At 70.1% G+C, this 17,452-nt stretch carries 19 protein-coding genes; 15 read left to right on the top strand and 4 right to left on the bottom strand.

What is annotated here, in order from left to right; all coding sequences use genetic code 11:
- Positions 1-11: 11 nt before the first annotated feature.
- Positions 12-659 carry a response regulator gene (locus HUW46_RS06865; protein WP_215546481.1) on the bottom strand — a complete coding sequence of 216 codons (648 nt, stop codon included), beginning with the start codon at positions 657-659 and terminating at the stop codon, positions 12-14.
- 260 nt (positions 660-919) lie between these two features.
- Between HUW46_RS06865 and HUW46_RS06860 the strand changes: the two genes are divergently transcribed.
- The 7 genes from HUW46_RS06860 (at position 920) to HUW46_RS06830 (ending at position 6,614) form a co-directional block, all read left to right on the top strand.
- On the top strand, positions 920-1,870 hold the full coding sequence (locus HUW46_RS06860; RefSeq protein WP_254125883.1) for an Acg family FMN-binding oxidoreductase: 951 nt from the start codon (positions 920-922) through the stop codon (positions 1,868-1,870).
- A gap of 85 nt (positions 1,871-1,955) precedes the next feature.
- The gene (locus HUW46_RS06855; RefSeq protein ID WP_215546480.1) at positions 1,956-3,167 is read left to right on the top strand and encodes a PAS domain S-box protein; all 1,212 of its coding nucleotides are present in this window, start codon (positions 1,956-1,958) and stop codon (positions 3,165-3,167) included.
- Positions 3,164-3,559, top strand: coding sequence for an STAS domain-containing protein (locus HUW46_RS06850; RefSeq protein ID WP_254125881.1), 396 nt, complete (start codon positions 3,164-3,166; stop codon positions 3,557-3,559). The genes HUW46_RS06855 and HUW46_RS06850 overlap by 4 nt, the downstream gene beginning before the upstream one ends.
- Entirely contained in the window at positions 3,540-3,962 is a 423-nt protein-coding gene (locus HUW46_RS06845) for an ATP-binding protein (protein WP_215546479.1), read from the top strand. Before HUW46_RS06850 ends, HUW46_RS06845 begins: the two co-directional genes overlap by 20 nt.
- Positions 3,950-4,960, top strand: a complete 1,011-nt coding sequence (locus tag HUW46_RS06840) for a SpoIIE family protein phosphatase (protein ID WP_215546478.1) — start codon at positions 3,950-3,952, stop codon at positions 4,958-4,960. Before HUW46_RS06845 ends, HUW46_RS06840 begins: the two co-directional genes overlap by 13 nt.
- Positions 4,957-5,748, top strand: coding sequence for a sensor histidine kinase (locus HUW46_RS06835; protein ID WP_215546477.1), 792 nt, complete (start codon positions 4,957-4,959; stop codon positions 5,746-5,748). The genes HUW46_RS06840 and HUW46_RS06835 overlap by 4 nt, the downstream gene beginning before the upstream one ends.
- Positions 5,749-5,825: 77 nt before the next feature.
- Positions 5,826-6,614, top strand: a complete 789-nt coding sequence (locus HUW46_RS06830) for a sigma 54 modulation/S30EA ribosomal C-terminal domain-containing protein (RefSeq protein ID WP_254125879.1) — start codon at positions 5,826-5,828, stop codon at positions 6,612-6,614.
- A gap of 62 nt (positions 6,615-6,676) precedes the next feature.
- On the opposite strand, the gene HUW46_RS06825 is transcribed toward HUW46_RS06830, so the two are convergent.
- Genes HUW46_RS06825 through sqr form a run of 3 tightly spaced genes read right to left on the bottom strand, consistent with a single transcriptional unit; the run spans position 6,677 to position 8,742 of the window.
- Entirely contained in the window at positions 6,677-7,135 is a 459-nt protein-coding gene (locus HUW46_RS06825) for a DsrE/DsrF/DrsH-like family protein (protein ID WP_215546475.1), read from the bottom strand.
- A gap of 21 nt (positions 7,136-7,156) precedes the next feature.
- Positions 7,157-7,474, bottom strand: a complete 318-nt coding sequence (locus tag HUW46_RS06820) for a TusE/DsrC/DsvC family sulfur relay protein (RefSeq protein WP_215546474.1) — start codon at positions 7,472-7,474, stop codon at positions 7,157-7,159.
- A gap of 20 nt (positions 7,475-7,494) precedes the next feature.
- A complete protein-coding gene (sqr, locus tag HUW46_RS06815; protein WP_215546473.1) occupies positions 7,495-8,742 on the bottom strand; it encodes a type III sulfide quinone reductase, selenoprotein subtype in 1,248 nt (415 codons plus the stop codon).
- A gap of 207 nt (positions 8,743-8,949) precedes the next feature.
- Between sqr and HUW46_RS06810 the strand changes: the two genes are divergently transcribed.
- From HUW46_RS06810 to HUW46_RS06775, 8 genes are all read left to right on the top strand, one after another.
- Entirely contained in the window at positions 8,950-9,576 is a 627-nt protein-coding gene (locus tag HUW46_RS06810; protein WP_215546472.1) for a DUF2267 domain-containing protein, read from the top strand.
- A 51-nt stretch (positions 9,577-9,627) separates the two neighbouring features.
- Positions 9,628-10,092: a hypothetical protein gene (locus HUW46_RS06805; RefSeq protein WP_215546471.1), complete on the top strand. Its 465-nt coding sequence runs from the start codon at positions 9,628-9,630 to the stop codon at positions 10,090-10,092.
- Positions 10,093-10,150: 58 nt separating this feature from the next.
- Positions 10,151-11,974, top strand: a complete 1,824-nt coding sequence (locus HUW46_RS06800) for a pyruvate kinase (RefSeq protein ID WP_215546470.1) — start codon at positions 10,151-10,153, stop codon at positions 11,972-11,974.
- A 123-nt stretch (positions 11,975-12,097) separates the two neighbouring features.
- Complete coding sequence (locus HUW46_RS06795) at positions 12,098-12,991, top strand: class I fructose-bisphosphate aldolase (protein WP_215546469.1); 894 nt, start codon at positions 12,098-12,100, stop codon at positions 12,989-12,991.
- A gap of 1 nt (position 12,992) precedes the next feature.
- Complete coding sequence (locus HUW46_RS06790; protein WP_215546468.1) at positions 12,993-13,583, top strand: 2-oxoacid:acceptor oxidoreductase family protein; 591 nt, start codon at positions 12,993-12,995, stop codon at positions 13,581-13,583.
- Positions 13,567-14,814: a transketolase C-terminal domain-containing protein gene (locus HUW46_RS06785; RefSeq protein WP_215546467.1), complete on the top strand. Its 1,248-nt coding sequence runs from the start codon at positions 13,567-13,569 to the stop codon at positions 14,812-14,814. Before HUW46_RS06790 ends, HUW46_RS06785 begins: the two co-directional genes overlap by 17 nt.
- A 10-nt stretch (positions 14,815-14,824) precedes the next feature.
- The gene (locus HUW46_RS06780; RefSeq protein WP_215546466.1) at positions 14,825-15,814 is read left to right on the top strand and encodes a thiamine pyrophosphate-dependent enzyme; all 990 of its coding nucleotides are present in this window, start codon (positions 14,825-14,827) and stop codon (positions 15,812-15,814) included.
- Positions 15,815-15,816: 2 nt separating this feature from the next.
- The gene (locus tag HUW46_RS06775) at positions 15,817-17,445 is read left to right on the top strand and encodes an NAD(P)-binding protein (protein ID WP_215546465.1); all 1,629 of its coding nucleotides are present in this window, start codon (positions 15,817-15,819) and stop codon (positions 17,443-17,445) included.
- Positions 17,446-17,452: the final 7 nt, after the last annotated feature.

Raw genomic sequence — 17,452 nt, 5'->3', positions numbered from 1 at the left:
ACAGCATCGTGTCAGTGCTCGGAACGCTTGCCGCGCAACTCGGTGGCCAGTACGGCGGCCTGGGTGCGGCGTTCCATGCCGAGCTTGGTGAGCAGCCGCGAGACGTAGTTCTTGACCGTCTTCTCCGCGAGGTACATCCGCGCCGCGATCTGCCGGTTGGTCAAGCCTTCGCCGATCAGGTCGAGCAGGGTGCGCTCCTGCTCGCTTAACCCGGATGTCGGCCCGGTGTTCGCTTCGATGCCTGCCCTGAGCTTGGCCATCAGCGTCGCGGCCGCCCGGTTGTCCAGCAGTGACTTGCCGGACGCGACCTCGCGGACCGCGGCCACCAGCCGCATGCCCTGGATGTCCTTGATCACGTAACCACCGGCGCCGGCGAGGATCGCGTCGAGCATGGCCTGTTCGTCGGTGAACGTGGTCAGCATTAGGCAGTTCAGCTCGGGCAGTTTGGACCGCAGCTCGCGGCACAGCTCGATGCCGTTGCCGTCGGGCAACCGGACGTCGAGCACGGCGATGTCCGGTCGCAGCGCCGGGATCCGGGCCAGCGCGTGCCCCACCGATCCCGCTTCGCCGATCACCGACAGCTCGGGATCGGACTCCAGCAGCTCGGCCACTCCGCGCCGGACGATCTCGTGGTCGTCGACCAGGAACACCTTGATCACGAAGACACTGCCTCTCTCAGACGCTGCCAGCTTGCCGTGTTCCAGGCTAAAGACTCCGGGCGAGTTCCGGCACGGCGAAGGTCCCCTGCCGAAGGGACCAAGGTCATCTCGCCGAGGGGCTCCACCCGGAAGGCACTTCGGCCCTCGGGTCGAGGGCGGGCGGCTCTGTCCGGCCCGGACCTGGCAAACGACGCTGGAAGCACCGCAGGACAAGCCATTCGCGGAGAGGGTCGTCAGCGCGACCAGGAGCAGGAGACGCCATGATCGAGTGGTCGGCGATCGAGATCGGCATCCTGGCGCGAGCCATCAGCCACGCGCCGTCGGTGCACAACACCCAGCCCTGGGTGCTGGAAACCGATACGGGCACGGCCGAACTCCACGAACGGACCACCGCCGCCTTGCCGCGGCACGACCCCGCGGGACGCGACCGGATGATTTCCTGCGGTGCAGCGGTGGCCAACCTCCATCTCGCCGTGCGAGCACTCGGCCGGGATGCCGCGGTGTCGGTGTTCCCCGACGACCGACGGCCGAACTTGGTGGCCAGGCTGGAAACGTCCACTCGTCAGGACACCACCGCCGTCGAGGACGAGCGCTACACGGCGCTCTTCCGCCGTCGCAGCCACCGGGCTCCGTTCCGTCTCGACCGAGTTTCCGCGCACGAGTTGCGCTTGCTGACCGAGATCGCCCGCGATGGCGGAACGTGGGCTCGGGTGATCGATCCCCGTCGCGAATCGACCGGGCTGGCGGAGCTGCTCGCCCACGCCGGCGCCGTGCTGAGGGAAGACCGCGCCTACCAACGGGAACTGGCCGCGTGGATGCCGTCGGTCCCGGAGCCGGGTGCTGCCAGGGCCAGCCTGCCGTGGGCGGGTCTGGTGCGCTCCAGCACGCACCTCCCGGACACCGTCACGCTGGCAGAGCGGCTGGCGCGTGAAGGATTGCTGGTACTGGTGACCGGCGACGACACCAGGCGGGACCAGGTGCGGGCCGGAGCCGCGATGCAGCGCGTCTGGCTGACCGCCGTCGCACGGGGCCTCGCGGCGTCAGTGCTGACCCAGCCGCTGAAACTGCCCGAGGTGCGCTCCGACCTCGTCGACCAGCTCGGACTGGCCGGTTTTCCCCAGCTGATCCTGCGCGTCGGGTATCCCGTGGCGCCCGCCGCGGCGCCCTTGCGCATCCCGTCCACCGCTGACTACCGCGAGGACTGGAGGTAGACCGGCCGGCGGGTGTGCGGGCGGAGCTTCGGCCGATAGCATTCGGGGCGCCACGCGGAAGGGCGTGCCGGATCGGGAGGTCTGCATGGACGGGGCGTCGGCGAGATCCGATCCAGGGTCGCGCGTGCGGGAGCTCGAAGCGGTGGCGATGCTCGCCGGGGACGGACTCATCCGGCTGGACGCTTCCGGGACCGTCGTCGACTGGGGTTCCGGCGCCGAAGCACTGACGGGGTACGCGGCCGAGGAGATCCGGGGCCGGTCGGTGTCCGTGCTGTACACGGAAGAAGACCGCGCCGCCGGTCGTGACCGGCAGGACCTGGACGCCGCCACCGCGGGCGGCCGGGTCGAGGTCGAGGGCTGGCGCGTGCGCAAGGACGGCGGCCGGTTCCGGGCCAACGTGGTCGCGGCGCCGATCCTGGACGACGACGGCGCCGTGACCGGTTTCGCCACGCTGACCAGGGACGTGACGGAACGGCGCTCGGACGAGTCGATGTTCCGGGCCCTGCTGGAATCCGCGCCGGACGCGATGGTGATCGCGGGGCCGGACGGGCGGATCACGCTGGTCAACCGGCAGGCGGAGCGGTTGTTCGGGTTCCCGCGCGACGAACTGGTCGGCCAGCCGATCGAAATCCTCGTCCCGCAACGGCTGCACCAGCGCCACGTCCGCCACCGCGACGGGTTTCTCGCCGCGCCCGCGGTGCGTCCGATGGGCGTGGGCCTCGACCTGCTCGGCGTGCGCCGCGATGGCACCGAGTTCCCGGTCGAAATCAGCCTGAGCCCGCTGGAAACCGATCAGGGGCCGCAGGTGTGCGCCGCGATCCGGGATGTCACCGAACGCCGCGAACAGGAAGCGCGGCTGCGGCAGCAGCGGGACGAGATCATGGAGCTGTCCACACCGGTGATCCAGGTGTGGGACAAGGTGATCGCGTTGCCGATCATCGGCACCCTGGATTCCGGGCGGGCGATGCGGTTGACCGAAAGCCTGCTCGAGAACATCGCCGAGCTGCGGGCCGAAGTCGTCATCCTCGATATCAGCGGTGTGCCCACAGTGGACACTCTGGTCGCCCAGCACCTGCTCAAAACCGTGCAGGCGGCCAATTTGATGGGGGCGGTGAGCATCGTGAGCGGTGTCCGACCGGAGACCGCGCAAGCGATCGTGCACCTCGGTATCGACCTCGGGCGGCTGCGCAGCCGGAACACGCTGCGGGACGCGCTCCAGCTCGCCTTGCGGATCCTGCGGGAAAGGGCGGGCGAAGCGGACGAAATCGCCAGGAACGTGACCGGTGGCCGGGCGTGAGCGAGGTGGCGGTGCCGATCCTGCAGATCGGTGACACCCTGCTCGTCACCTTGCAGGGCGATCTGGACGACGCCACGGTGGTGCGCATCGAGCAGCACCTGACCGAGGAGGTGGCGCGCACCCAGGCGGCGGGCGTGCTGATCGACGTGAGCGGGCTGACGGTGGTCGATTCGTTCATCGCCAGGGTGCTGGCCAGGGTGGTGGGCATGATCCGGTTGCTCGGTGCGCAGGCGGCGATCGTGGGGATCGCCCCCGCTGTGGCGATCACCCTGGTCGAACTGGGTATCCCGATGGGGCACCTGGACACGGCGCTGAACGCGGAGCAGGGGCTGGCCCTGCTGCGGCGGCTTCGCGACGATGCGGTGCGTGGCGATGGCTACGGAGCTGACTGAGACCGGTCGGGCTTCGGTGGCGATCGCCACCGAAGCCGATCTCATCCGGGTGCGCCAGTCGTTGCGCGCGCACGCCGAGGAGGCGGGGCTCGGCCTCGTCGATTCGACGAAGCTGATCACCGCGGGCAGCGAGCTGACCCGCAACATCCTGACCTACGCCACCGGTGCGCGCGGTGTGCTGCGGGTCGAGCAGGTGCGCGAGCCGGGGCGCCGCGGGGTGCGGGCGGTGTTCACCGACGACGGCCCCGGTATCGCGGACGTGGAAGCGGCGCTGACCGACGGCTACTCCACCAGCGGCAGCCTCGGGCTGGGTCTGCCGGGCTCCAAACGGCTCGTCGACGAGCTGACGATCGTCACCGGAGAATCGGGGACCACGGTCACGATCACCAAATGGGCGCGGTGATGAGCACGACGCACCGGCGGTACCCGGTCCGCGTCGTCGAAGACGTCGGCGTGCTCCGCCGGGCGATGGCCGCCGAAGCGAGCACGCTGCCCGGCCTGCCCGACGGGGATGCCGAACTTGTCGCGACGGAACTCGCCACGAACATCCTTCGGCACACCGCCGGCGGGTACGTGCTCACCCGGCCGACCGGCGGCGGGCTCGAACTGCTCGCGGTGGACCACGGCCCCGGTATGCCGGACGAACCGGGCCCGCCGAGGGCGGGCGGGCTCGGGGTGGGTCTGGCCGGTGTCCGGCGCCGCGCGTCGGTCTTCGACACCTACTCCACGCGGTCCGGGACGGTCGTCCTCGTCCGCATCCGGGCCGCGGAGTCGGGCGCCGGGCGGTGGCGGTGGGGCGGGGTCACCGTCCCGCTCGGCGGTGCCGGTGCCAGCGGGGACGCTTGGGCCGTCGCCGCTGTCGAATCGGATGTGGCGGCGCTGGTGGTCGACGGCCTCGGCCATGGACCGGAAGCCGCCGCGGCGGCCGGTGCGGCGGTCGAAGCGTTCGAACGGCAGCGGGCTGCGGACAACTGGCTCACCGACTTTCCCCGGCGCGCCCACGAAGCGATGCGGGGCACCCGCGGCGGCGTCCTCGGACTCTGCTGGATCGAGCCGGGCGAAAGCAGACTCTCCTTCGTCGGGGTCGGCAACATCACCTGCCGGGTCCTCACCGGTTCGGACCACCATCAGGTGCTCGGCCAGCATGGGACGCTCGGCACTTCCCTGCGGCCGCCCCGGCCGCACCCGGCCATCCGCACCTGGCCAGCGGGGTCCACCGCGGTGCTGACCTCCGACGGCATCGACACGCGATGGGATCCGGCCCGCTGGCCCGGTCTGCTGCGCCACGACCCGGCTGTGATCGCCGCCGTGGTGCACCGCGATCACGCCAGGGGCAACGACGACGCCGCGGTGCTCGTCGTCAAGGACACCGGCGAAGCCACGGCAGGGGGCGACCGATGAGCGAACCGGAAGACCACGAGCCGTCGAGTACGCGGGCGGAGCTCGCTGCCGCGCACCAGCGCATCGCCGACCTCACCGAGGAACTCGACACCACCAACCGCGGCATCATCGCGTTGCACACCGAACTCGAAGCCGCACGTGACGCCGAAGCGCGGGCGTGGGCGAGAAACGCGGTACTGGCCGAACGCGACCGGATCGCGCGCGATCTGCACGACCAGGTCATCCAACGCGTCTTCAGCGCGGGCCTGATCCTGCAGGGCAGCGCGGCACTGATCCGGAACCCGCGCGCGGCCGAGCGGGTGCGGACGGTGATCGGCGAACTCGACGCCACGGTCCGGGACCTGCGCACCGCGATCTTCGGCCTCCACGACCACCCACAAGAAGCGGTGAGCTTGCGCATCCAGCTCGCGGACCTGATCGCCGAAGCCGACGACAACCTCGGTTTCAGCCCCACCGTCAGCTTCGCGGGCCCCATCGACGCCGCGGTGCCGGACCACATCGCCGCCGACCTGCTGGCCGTCACCCGTGAGGCGCTGTCCAATCTCGCCCGTCACGCCCACGCCACCAAGGCCGAGCTCAGTCTCGCGGTCGGCGACGAACTGGTCCTCCGCGTCAGCGACAACGGGCGGGGCCTCGGCACCACCACGCGCTCCAGCGGCCTGCGCAACATGCGCGAGCGGGCTCAGATCCACGATGGCGGCTTTTCCATCACCAGCGAGCCCGGAGCCGGAACCCGGCTCGAATGGCGAGTTCCCCTCCCGCAACCCCACGTCCCCGCGACGGACTGAGCGAGCAGACCAATTCCGCCGAAGACGGGTCTTTGGACCCCAGCCGGCACGGGGACCGGGCGGACATCGTGGTCGATGTGCGAGAGACGACGATCAACACAGAAACCGACGTGCGGGTGACCGTACGAGGCACCCTCCCCGGCGCCGGGGAGCACGCCCGTGACCGCGTCATGGAGAGCCTCGGCCATGCGCCGAAGCCCGTGCTCGACGCGCGCGTGCGAGTGACCGAGCAGCGAGACCCGACGCGCGAGCGCCGCGTGGTGGCCCAGGCGAACGTACGGCTGCGCGGCCGGGCCGTGCGCGCGCAGGCCGCCGCGGCCACGGTGGCCGGCGCGGTGGACGAGTTGTGCGAACGGCTGCGCACGCGATTGGCGAAGTCGTCGACCCGGTGGGAAGCCAGGCGGGGCCGATGGCCGCATCCTGGCTCGTGGCGCCACGGGTCCGAGCGATCGGCTCGGCCGGCCTTCTTCCCCAGACCGGAAGAGGAGTGCCAAATCGTGCGGCACAAGGCTTTCACGCTTGCCGCGTGCTCGGTCGACGAGGCCGCGGACGAGATGGACTCGATGGACTACGCCTTCCACCTGTTCGTCGAAAACACCACGGGCCAGGACAGCGTGCTGTACCGCACCCCGGACGGCTACCGGCTGGCGCAGGTCCGGCCGGTACCCGAGGAAATCCCTCAGACCGGGGTATCGCTGACGGTGAGCGAGCACCCCGCTGTCCGGTTGCCGGTCACCGAGGCCATCACGCGGTTGACGATGTCGGAGATGCCGTTCGTGTTTTTCGTCGACACCGAGAACGAGCGGGGGAGCGTCCTCTACCGGCGCTACGACGGGCACTACGGCCTGATCGCCCCGCCTGCCTGACACACGGAAGATCCCCGTGCCTGGCCTCGTCGCACGAGGCCGGGCACGGGGATTCGCGGCTTTCAGGTGAAGACGATCTGGCCGCCGTCCGCCTTGTCGTAGAACTCGCCGACCGTGATGATGTCCTGCACCTGCTCGATCAGGTCGTCCTTGGCCAGCTCGAACAGGTCGACCGAGGCCTTGCACGCGTAGAGCCCGGCGCCGGTATCGGAGATCATTTCGATGAACTCCGGGATGGGCGGGATATCCAGCTTCGCCATCTTCTTGGCCAGGTAGGCCGTCATCGCCGCGGAAACGCCGGGCAGGGCGCCGGCCAGGGTCGGGAGGTGGAGGCCGGGATTGCCGACGGTGGCCAGCCTGATGTGGTCGTGGTGCTTTCGGTGGACGGCGTCCAGGCCGAAGAAGGTGAAGAACAGGTTGGCCTCGATCCCTTCGGCTCGTGCGCCGTTGGCCATGATGAGCCCGGGGTAGACGGCTTCCAGCGAACCTTTCGAGATGATGATGGAAACTTTTTCGATCACGATGTCTTCTCCTTTTCCGGCTCAGATGCAGCCGCGTGGCTTCGGGATACCGGCGATCTTCGCCGCCAGCTTCGCCGGGCCTTTCGGGAACAGTTCGTAGAGCTGTTTCACTCCGACGCCGGAGGTTTTTCCCAATGCCCGAACGGTCGGCCCTGAGCCCTTTTCCGTATATTCGTGGCGAACGTGCCTGATGACCTGCCAGTGCTGGTCGGTGAGTTCGGCGATACCGGCCTCGTCGGCGATTTCCGGTGCCATCGCCTCGGTCCAGGCGGCGGGATCGGTGAAGAAGCCTTCTTCGTTGACGGTGACTTCGGTACCCGCGTAGGTAGCGGTCGACATGGGATGTTCCTCCTCGTGGCTCAGGTGTCCGCGGTGGTGGGAAAGTGCTTGCCGCTGTGGGGCATCGACGCGGAGACACCGGGAATGTCGCGTCCGGGAAGGAGACCGTGCCAGTACCACCAGGCGAACATCAGCTTGCCGAGGTGGTTGAGCCGCGACTCCTTGAGCAGCGGCAGGCCGATCGGGGCGGGGAAGTGACCCGGAAGCGGCTCGGTGTCGTAGTTGAAGTCGATGAGCAGCGCTTTGCCGAAGCCGCTTTCGATGAAGCAGTTCGTGTGCCCGTCGAATTCGCCGTCCAGCTCGTCCCCGCCCAGGAAGCTGACGATGTTGCGAGCGAGCACTTCACCCTCGAAATGGGTCACCGAACCGGCCTTCGACGTGGGCAGCGCCGCGGCGTCACCGATGACGAAGACGTTCGGGTGCGCCTTGGCCCGCAAGGTCCGCGGGTCGGCGGGCACGAAACCGAACTCGTCGCCCAGCCCCGGCGAACGGTCCACATAGGACGCGCCGCCGTGCGGGGGGACCACCACGGCGAGGTCGAAGGCGAGCTCGCGGCCGTCGTAGGAAACCAGGCGCTTACCCGCGCCGTCGACCTCGCCGGTGGTGAACTCCGTCACCAGTTCGATGCCTTTTTCCGTCAGCAGTCCCGAAAGGGTGCGGGCGGCGACGGGTTTCGTGAACGCGCCGTCGAGCGGTGTGGCGTAGACGAGCTGGACGTCGTCGCGGACACCGCGTTCGCGGAGGTACCAGTCGGCGAGGAAGCAGAACTCCAGCGGTGCCACGGGACATTTGATCGGCAGGTCGACCACGTTGACCACGAGCCTGCCCTCGGTGAACCCGGTCAACGCGGATCCCAGCGCCATCGCGCCGTCGAGGTCGTAGAAGGTGTGCACGGTCTCGTGCCACCCCTCGCCGGTGAGCCCTTCGGTCTCTTCGGGCATCAGGCGCGCGCCGGTGGCGATCACGAGGACGTCGTACGGCAGCACCGCGCCGTCGTGGAGGTGCACCAGCTCCTTGTCGACCTCGACCCGTTCCACGTCGCTGCGGTGGTAGCGGATGCCGTCGTGCAGCTGACGGGGCCGCGACCGTACGAGGTCCTCCGGGTCCGCCAGGCCGAACGGCACGAACAGGAGCCCTGGCTGGTAGACGTGGTCGTCGTCGCGGTCGACGACGGTGATGTGCGCACCGCCGCCGAGGGACCGCCGGAGCCGGTTCGCGGCCACCGTGCCGCCGGTGCCGCCGCCGAGTATCACGATTCGCTTGGTCACGGAACGAGTCTTCGATCTTCCGGTAGCGGCGGGTAGGGCATTCGGTCCTTCGCGGTGGCGACGAAGGAACCACCGGATGCGTCTCGGCCCACCGGTCGTGGCGTGAATGGACGAAGGTCCCCGGCCCCGCTCCCGAAGAGCCCTTCCTGCCGCCGGGCGCGCGGTCGACCCTGGAGCCAGGAACGAGTCTGGCGGCGAGGAGACGACATGCCACACCGACAGGACGCGATCGCGCAAGCAGAACGGACCGCTCGTGACTGGCTGGGCCAGGTGCGCACCGAACTGGGCACCGAGGACCGCGACTTCGCCTACCGCGCGCTGCGGGCATGGCTCCACGTGGTCCGCGACCGGTTGAGCGTGCATTCCGCCGCGCACCTCGCCGCTCAGCTCCCGACCCTCCTGCGTGGTCTCTACTTCGAGGGCTGGCGGCCGAACCGGGTGCCTGCCGAGTTCGACGGCGAGGAGTTCCAGCGGCGGTTCGCGATCGAGGCGGACATCGAAATCGGTGATGTGGACCGGGTCGCGGTCGCGGTGACCACCGCGCTCGGCGACCGGTTTTCCCCTGGCCAGCTCGGCCACGCACTGGCGGTCTTCCCCGCTTCCGTGCGGGCCAAGCTCACCGGCCAGCCCGCGGTGCGCGACGAACACCTGGACGACACGCGCCTCGCCGACCTGGAAGCGAGTGTCACGCGCTTGTACGAGGCCGTGACGGAACTGGCCGGGGGCATCGCGGGGTCACCGATGGACGAGCCGCTCGACGAACACGTCGCGAAGGCCGCGAAAGCGGCACATCGCCTCCTGCTCGCCGCTGGTGGTTCGACGCGTTCTCGGTGACCCGGTGGCGGATGCCGCGGGCGCGCCACCGGATTCGAAAGGAGATGCGCCATGGCTTCCTCCGGAACGCGGCGCCGCTGGCTGGTGGTGCTCGCCGTGCTCGTCGTGGCGGTGGGCATGACGGTCGTCGTCGTACTGGCGCGCCAGGACGACCATCCGGCCCAGGCCCCTGCGCCGACGCCCTCGCAGAGCACGGCACCGCGGCCGACGACCACCGTGACACCGGTGCCCGGCAAGTTCGGCGGAGAGGAGTTCACCCCGGCACAGGTGGCGGCGCTCCAGTCCACTGTGGACGCCGGTCATCAGCCGTGGCGCCTCGATCCGGCGCAGGTCGCCCGTGCGTTCGTGGAAATCCGGTTCGGCTGGACCGGTCCGTCGGTCGCGATGGCGGATCCGCACACCGCCGAGGTCACCGATCCCGTGACCGGGACCAAGCTGGTCCTGCAACTCGGGCAGCCCGCGAAGCTCGGCCAGGCCGGGATCTGGATCGTGCTCAGCGGTGTGCGGGTGACTTGAGCGCTTCCGCTTGCCCCACCGCGATTCCGCGGTCGAACGGAAGGAGAGGTGCGGTCAGGTGGACACGTTGTCACGGATGCGCGCCGAAGTGGACGGACTGCTGGAATCGCTATCGGCCGCGGAGGCCCGGTGGGCGCCGTGGCTGGCGTCCGTAGACGCCGGGCAGCGGGAGAGCGCGCGCAACCTCGTGCACTACTGGGCCCTTCGGCAGCACGATCTCCGGGATCTGCAAGGCAGGCTGGCCGGGGTCGGGCTGTCGTCACTGGGGCGCAGCGAGTCCCACGTGGAAGACACGCTGCGGACGGTCGCGGCGGCGGTGAGGGCGCTCGCCGGTGATGCGTGGCATCCGCCGAACCCGGCGGTGGCGGGACGCGGTACGCGGGTTTTGCGGCGCCGTGCGGCGGATCTGCTCGGCCCGGCGCCGCCGACGCACCGGGCGAGGATCATGGTCACACTGCCGGGCACGGCCGCGGAAGACCTCGGTCTGGTGCGCCTGTTGATCCGGCAGGGCATGGACGTTGCCCGGATCAACTGCGCGCACGACGATCCCGCGGTGTGGCGGGCGGTGGCGCGGCACGTGCGCACGGCGGCGGCCGAGGCGGGGCGGCCGTGCCGGATCGTGCTGGACCTGGCGGGGCCGAAACTGCGCACCGGCGCGTTGGAGCCGGGGCCGAGGGTGGTCAGGCTCCGCGCGGAGAAGGACGCCCTCGGTCATGTCCGGGTACCGGCGCGCGGCTGGCTGACCTCGGCCGAGCACCCGGTCGCGGCACCCGAACCGGGGCTCGTGCCGATCCCCGTTCCCGCGGCGTGGCTCGGCGCCCGCCAGGATGGCGAGCAGCTGTCCGTGCGGGACGCGCGCGGCAGGCGCCGCACGATGACCGTGGCGCTCGCCGAGGGCGGCGCGGTGGTGAGCAGCGAGCGCACCACCTACCTGGCCACCGGGTGCGTTCTGGGCTCCGGCGGTGTCGTCGGCGCGGTTCCGCCCGCGCGACAGAGCCTGCTGCTGCGTCCCGGCGACGTCCTCGAACTGGTGCCGGACTGCTCGCCGCTCCCAGTCGTGCCGGGGAGTCCGCGGATCGGGTGCACGCTGCCCGAGGTGTTCGAGCATGCTCACATCCGAGACCAGGTGCTGTTCGACGACGGCAAAGTGAGCGGTGTGGTGGTCGGCCGCCAGCGGGATTCGCTGCGGGTACGGGTGGTCCGGACCAAGACCGGTAGAGCGAGGCTCGGTGCCGACAAGGGCATCAACCTGCCGGACACGCGGTTGCCGGTGTCCGCGCTGACGGCGAAGGACCTGGAGGACCTCACCGTCGTTTCGGAAGTCGCCGACGCGGTCGGGTTGTCGTTCCTGCGCGGTCCTGAGGACGTCGAGCGATTGCTGAACGAGCTCACCGGGCTCGGTGCCACGCGGCTCGGCGTGGTGCTCAAGATCGAGACGAAACGGGCCTTCCAGAACTTGCCGCAGGTGTTGCTGACCGCCATGCGATGGCCTCGGGTCGGCGTGATGATCGCCCGCGGCGACTTGGCCGTGGAATGCGGTTACGAGCGGATGGCGGAATTGCAGGAGGAAATCCTGTGGCTGTGCGAAGCGGCGCACCTTCCGGTGATCTGGGCGACGCAGGTGCTCGAACAGCTCGCCAAGGAGGGACAGCCCTCTCGCGCGGAGATCACCGACGCGGCGATGAGCGAGCGGGCGGAGTGCGTGATGCTCAACAAGGGTCCGTTCGTCGCGGACGCGGTGTCCGTGCTCGCCGACGTTCTGCACCGGATGTCCGGGCACCACTACAAGAAGAACCCGTTGCTGCGGTCTCTGCGTTCCTGGCACCCGGACCACGCGGCCGGGAAGTGCCCGTCGGAAAATCCACGCCGCCGGTGGCAGTAGGGGCATTGGTCACCGGGATCGGGTACGCACGTCGCCGTCGCCGGTGGCGTTCGGCCGCGGCGCCGCAGCGCCGCGCGGGTGTTGGCTTTCGGTAAACCCAGCCACTACACGTGGAGGCGAACCATGGTGCCGCGTCCAGCTCTCGCCGAACTCGGCTTGACCACCGGCAAGAAGACCAGGCTGCACCGGATCCTGCACCAGCACGGGCTCGGTAACGGCACCGCGTTCTTCCTGCCCTACGACCAAGGGCTCGAACACGGTCCACGGGACTTCTTCGCGAACCCGCCCGCCGGGGACCCGAAATACGTCCTGCGGCTGGCGGTCGAAGGCGGGTTCAACGGTGTCGTGGTCCAAATCGGACTGGCGGAGAAGTTCTACTGGGAGTACGCGGGCGAACTGCCGCTGGTGCTGAAGCTGAACGGCAAGACCGAGATCCCGTCGGACGCGGACGCGTTGTCGCCGTTGCACGGGAGTGTCGAAGACGCCGTGCGGCTCGGCGCCGACGCCGTCGGCTACACCCTGTACGTGGGAACGCCCGCGCAGGAACGGGACTTCGCGCAGTACCGCCAAGTCCGCACGGACGCGCAACGACTGGGGATGCCCCTGATCGTGTGGGCGTACCCGCGCGGCTCGGCGATCGAGGCCAAGGGTGGCCGGGATTCGTTCTACGCCGTCGACTACGCGGCGAGGACCGCCGCCGAACTCGGTGCCGACGTGGTGAAGGTGAACTTCCCGCACCCGGACAAGAACACGGGTGTGCCGGAAAGCTACTCGGGTGAGTTCACCTCGCAGCAGGCGATCGACGCCGTGGTCCGGTCGGCGGGCCGGACCCTGCTGCTCGTGTCGGGCGGGGGAAGGGCGGGCGACGAGGCCATGCTGGAGAAGGCCCGCGAGTCGATGGAGGCCGGTGCCACCGGGTTGATCTTCGGCCGCAACGTCTGGCAACGCGACCACGACGAGTCGCTGAGGTTCGTAGCCGCCTTGCGGGAGATCCTCGCCAAGCATCCGAGCACCTGAGATGTTCGAGGTGCGGATCCACGGCCGTGGCGGGCAAGGAGTCGTCACGGCCGCGCAGCTGCTCTCCATGGCCGCGTTCGCCGAGGGGCGGCACGCGCAGGCGTTCCCCAGTTTCGGCTCGGAGCGGACCGGTGCGCCGGTGGTCGCCTTCGTCCGCGTCGGTGACAGCGCGATCCGGACCAGGGAGCCGGTGGTCCGGCCGGACGCGATGATCGTGCAGGACGCGACCCTGCTGCACCAGGTCGCGCTCTTCGAAGGGTTCGGCTCCGGCGGTTACCTGCTCGTCAACGCGGCGCGGACGCCGGAGGAACTGGGGTTCGGCGAGGTCGCCCGCGGCCTCCGCCCCGATCGGCTGGCGATGGTGCCCGCGACCGAGCTGTCGCTGTCCCGGATCGGCCGCCCGGTGCCGAATGCCGCGCTGCTGGGCGGGTTCGCGGCGCTCACCGGTCTCGTCCGCCTCCGGTCGGTCGTCTCGGCCATCGAGGAGCGGTTCGCCGGCGAACTGGCCGAAGGGAACGTGGCAGCGGCCACCGCGGCTTTCGACTTCGTGGTGGCGGCACGGGAGGAGCTGACCGGTGCTCAGGCAGATTGAAGGTTCGCGCGCGGTCGCCGAGACGGTCGGGCTGTGCCGCCCCGAGGTGGTTTGCGCCTACCCGATCTCGCCGCAGACGCACATCGTCGAAGGTCTCGCCGAGCTGGTGCGGGCCGAGGTGCTGACGCCGTGCGAGTTCGTCAACGTCGAGTCGGAGTTCGCCGCCATGTCCGTGGCTATCGGGGCCTCCGCGGCGGGCGCGAGGGCTTACACCGCGACGGCCAGCCAGGGACTGCTGTACATGGCGGAAGCGGTTTTCAACGCCGCTGGCCTCGGGTTGCCGGTCGTGATGACCGTGGCCAACCGGGCGATCGGCGCGCCGATCAACATCTGGAACGACCACAGCGACAGCATGGCACTGCGCGACTCCGGCTGGATCCAGCTCCACGCCGAGACGAACCAGGAAGCCGCGGATCTGCACGTGCAGGCGTTCCGGATCGCGGAGGAGCTGTCGACGCCGGTCATGGTGTGCCTGGACGGGTTCGTGCTCACCCACGCTTGGGAACGGGTCGACCTGCTTACGCAGGACGAGGTGGACGCGTTCCTCCCGCCGTACGCGCCGCGCCAGGTGGTCGATCCGGACGCACCGGCGTCCATCGGCGCGATGGTGGGGCCGGAGGCGTTCACGGAGGTGCGGTACCTCGCGCACGCCAGGCAACTGTCCGCTTTGGACGTGGTGCCCGAGGTCTCGGACCGGTTCGCGGAGTCGTTCGGCCGCAATTCCGGCGGGCTCGTCCGCGCTTACCGGAGCGAGGACGCCGAGACGGTGGTGATCGCGCTCGGCTCGGTGCTCGGCACCGTCAAGGACACTGTCGACGAACTGCGCGAAGCGGGAGTCCGGATCGGGGTACTGGGCATCACCTGCTTCCGGCCGTTCCCCGCGGACGCGATCGCCGCGGCCACCGCGCACGCCACGCGACTCGTGGTGATCGAGCGGGCGTTCGAACCGGGCGTTGGCGGGATCGTCTCGCGGAACGTCGCGACGTCGGCACCCGGTATCCGGAGCTACGCGGTCGTCGCCGGTCTCGGCGGCCGGGCGATCACGAAGAAGTCGTTGGCCGAACTGTTCATCGCCGCGGCGGCGGACGAGCTGGCACCGTTGACGTTCCTCGACCTGAACCGGGGACTCATCGACCGCGAGCTCGAACGGCTGGCCACCACGCGGCGTTCCGGGCCGAGTGCCGAGAACATCCTCCGGGACCTCGGCGCCGTCGCTTCGAGGATCGGGTGAGGAAACCGTGGTGCAATCGGTGAAGTTCTACCAGACGGGGAGTTTCGCGGTCGGGAACCGGCTGCTGGGTCCAGAGGACCGGAGCGTGCAGTCCGATCGGCAGCGGATCAACTCGATCGACTGCGGGCACCGGGCCTGCCGGGGCTGCGGGGAAGCGCTCGGCGCGCGCTACGCGCTGGACGCGGCGATGCGGGCCACCAGGAACCGGGTCGTCGCGGTGAACGCGACCGGGTGCCTGGAGGTGTTTTCCACTCCCTACCCGGAAACCTCGTGGCGCATCCCGTGGCTGCACTCGTTGTTCGGCAACGCGCCCGCGGTGGCGACCGGGGTCGCGGCCGCGATGAAGGTCAAGGGCCGTGAAGACGTACGGGTGGTCGCCCAGGGCGGCGACGGCGGAACCGTCGACATCGGGTTCGCCTGCCTGTCGGGCATGTTCGAGCGCGACGACGACGTGCTCTACCTCTGCTACGACAACGAGGCGTACATGAACACGGGAGTGCAGCGCTCCGGCGCCACCCCGCCCGCGGCGCGCACCACCACGACACCGGCCACCGGGCCCGCACCCGGCGCGCGTTTCGGGCAGGGCAAGAACGTGCCGATGATCGCGATGGCGCACGAAATCCCTTACGTGGCAACGGCTACCGTCGCCGAGCTTCGCGATCTCGAGGCGAAGGTCCAGCGGGCGATGGAGTTCCGCGGTGCGCGGTACCTCCACATCCTGGTGCCGTGCCCGCTCGGCTGGGGGAGCGCGGCGCACGACACGATCCGGATCGCGAGGCTGGCCAAGGAAAGCGGGCTGTTCCCGGTGTTCGAAGCCGAACGCGGCGAGGTCGTCGGGGTGTCCAAGATCCGGCGCCGCGTGCCGGTGGCCGACTACCTGCGCCCGCAGGCGCGGTTCGCGCACTTGTTCGGCGCGGAGCCGCGGACCGACGTGCTCGCGCGGATCCAGGCGATCGCGGACCGGAACATCCGCCGGTTCGGGCTGTGCGACGAGGAGTGAAGATGGACCGGGAAAAGCCGTTCGCGATCACCCTCGACGCGGGTTCGAGCCGGGCGAACAAGACCGGCGACTGGCGCACCGAGCGACCTGTCTACGTCGACCTGCTCCCGCCGTGCAACCAGGCGTGCCCGGCGGGGCAGGACATCCAGCGGTGGCTCTACCACGCGGAGTCGGGTGACTACGAGCCCGCTTGGCGCCGGATCATGGCGGACAACCCGTTTCCCGCCGTGCTCGGGCGAATCTGCTTCGCGCCGTGCGAGAGCGCCTGCAACCGGGGGCAGCTCGACGAAGCCGTCGGCATCAACTCGGTCGAGCGGTTCCTCGGCGACGAGGCGATCGAGCGCGGGTGGACGGTCGCGGTCGAAGGCGACCCGTCGGGAAAGCACGTGCTGGTGGTCGGCGCCGGGCCCGCCGGGTTGTCGGCGGCGTACCACCTGGCCAGGCTCGGCCACCTGGTGACCGTTCGCGACGCGGAAGCCCTGCCCGGCGGCATGATGCGGTACGGGATCCCGCGCTACCGGCTCCCGCGTGACGTCCTCGACGCGGAGATCGCCCGCATCCGCGACCTCGGTGTGGTGTTCGAGCAGCGCAGCAAGGTCGCCGACGCGGCGGCCGCGATGGCGGACGGCGGTTTCGACGCGGTGTTCCTCGGGGTCGGGGCGCAGCTCGGCCGACGCGCTTACATCCCGGCGGGGGACTCGGCGCGCGTGCTCGAAGCGGTGTCGGTGTTGCACGGCGTGGAGAGCGGTGAACGACCTCTCCTGGGACGGCGCGTCGTCGTCTACGGAGGCGGCGACACCGCCATGGACGCCGCGCGCACCGCCAGGCGGCTCGGTGCGGCCGACTCGCTGGTCGTCTACCGGCGGACCCGCGCGCGGATGTCCGCCCATCCGGCCGAGGTCGGCGAGGCGGTGGAGGAAGGGATCACGTTCCGCTGGCTGTCCACCGTCACCCACGTCGACCGCGGCGGGGTCACCGTGGAGAAGATGCGCCTCGACGACACGGGTTTCCCCCAGCCGACCGGTGAGCTGGAGGACCTGGCCGCCGACTCCGTGCTGCTCGCACTGGGCCAGGATTCGGACCTGTCCCTGGTGGACGGGCTGGCCGGCATCGGCCGTGCGGACGGCGGTGTCGAAGTGGACCGGGCCATGATGACCGGGCGCGAAGGGGTTTTCGCCGGCGGGGACATGGTTCCGGCCACCCGGACCGCGACCGCGGCCATCGGGCACGGCGCGAGGGCGGCTCGCTCGATCGACGCGTGGCTCCGCGGCTCAGCGCGCGCCGAGCGGGAGCCGCGGCCGCTCGCGACCTTCGACAAGCTGAACACCTGGTACTACAGCGACGCGGACGCGACGGTCCGGCCGCATCTCGACCTGTCCCGCCGAGTGTCCACATTCGACGAAGTGGTCGGTGGCCTCGACGAGTCGACCGCGCTGTTCGAGGCACGGCGGTGCCTGTCGTGCGGGAACTGCTTCGGCTGCGACAACTGCTACGGGGTCTGTCCGGACAACGCGGTGGTCAAGCTCGAACCGGGCGAGCGGTACGAGATCGACCTCGACTACTGCAAGGGCTGCGGGATCTGTGTCCAGGAATGCCCGTGCGGTGCCATCGAAATGGTGCCGGAGGACTGAGCTCGCG

The organism is Amycolatopsis sp. CA-230715, from assembly GCF_018736145.1.
In the GTDB taxonomy this organism is placed as follows: domain Bacteria; phylum Actinomycetota; class Actinomycetes; order Mycobacteriales; family Pseudonocardiaceae; genus Amycolatopsis.
Note: the sequence above shows the minus strand (reverse complement) of the source record. Positions and strands in the feature narration are given on the sequence as shown.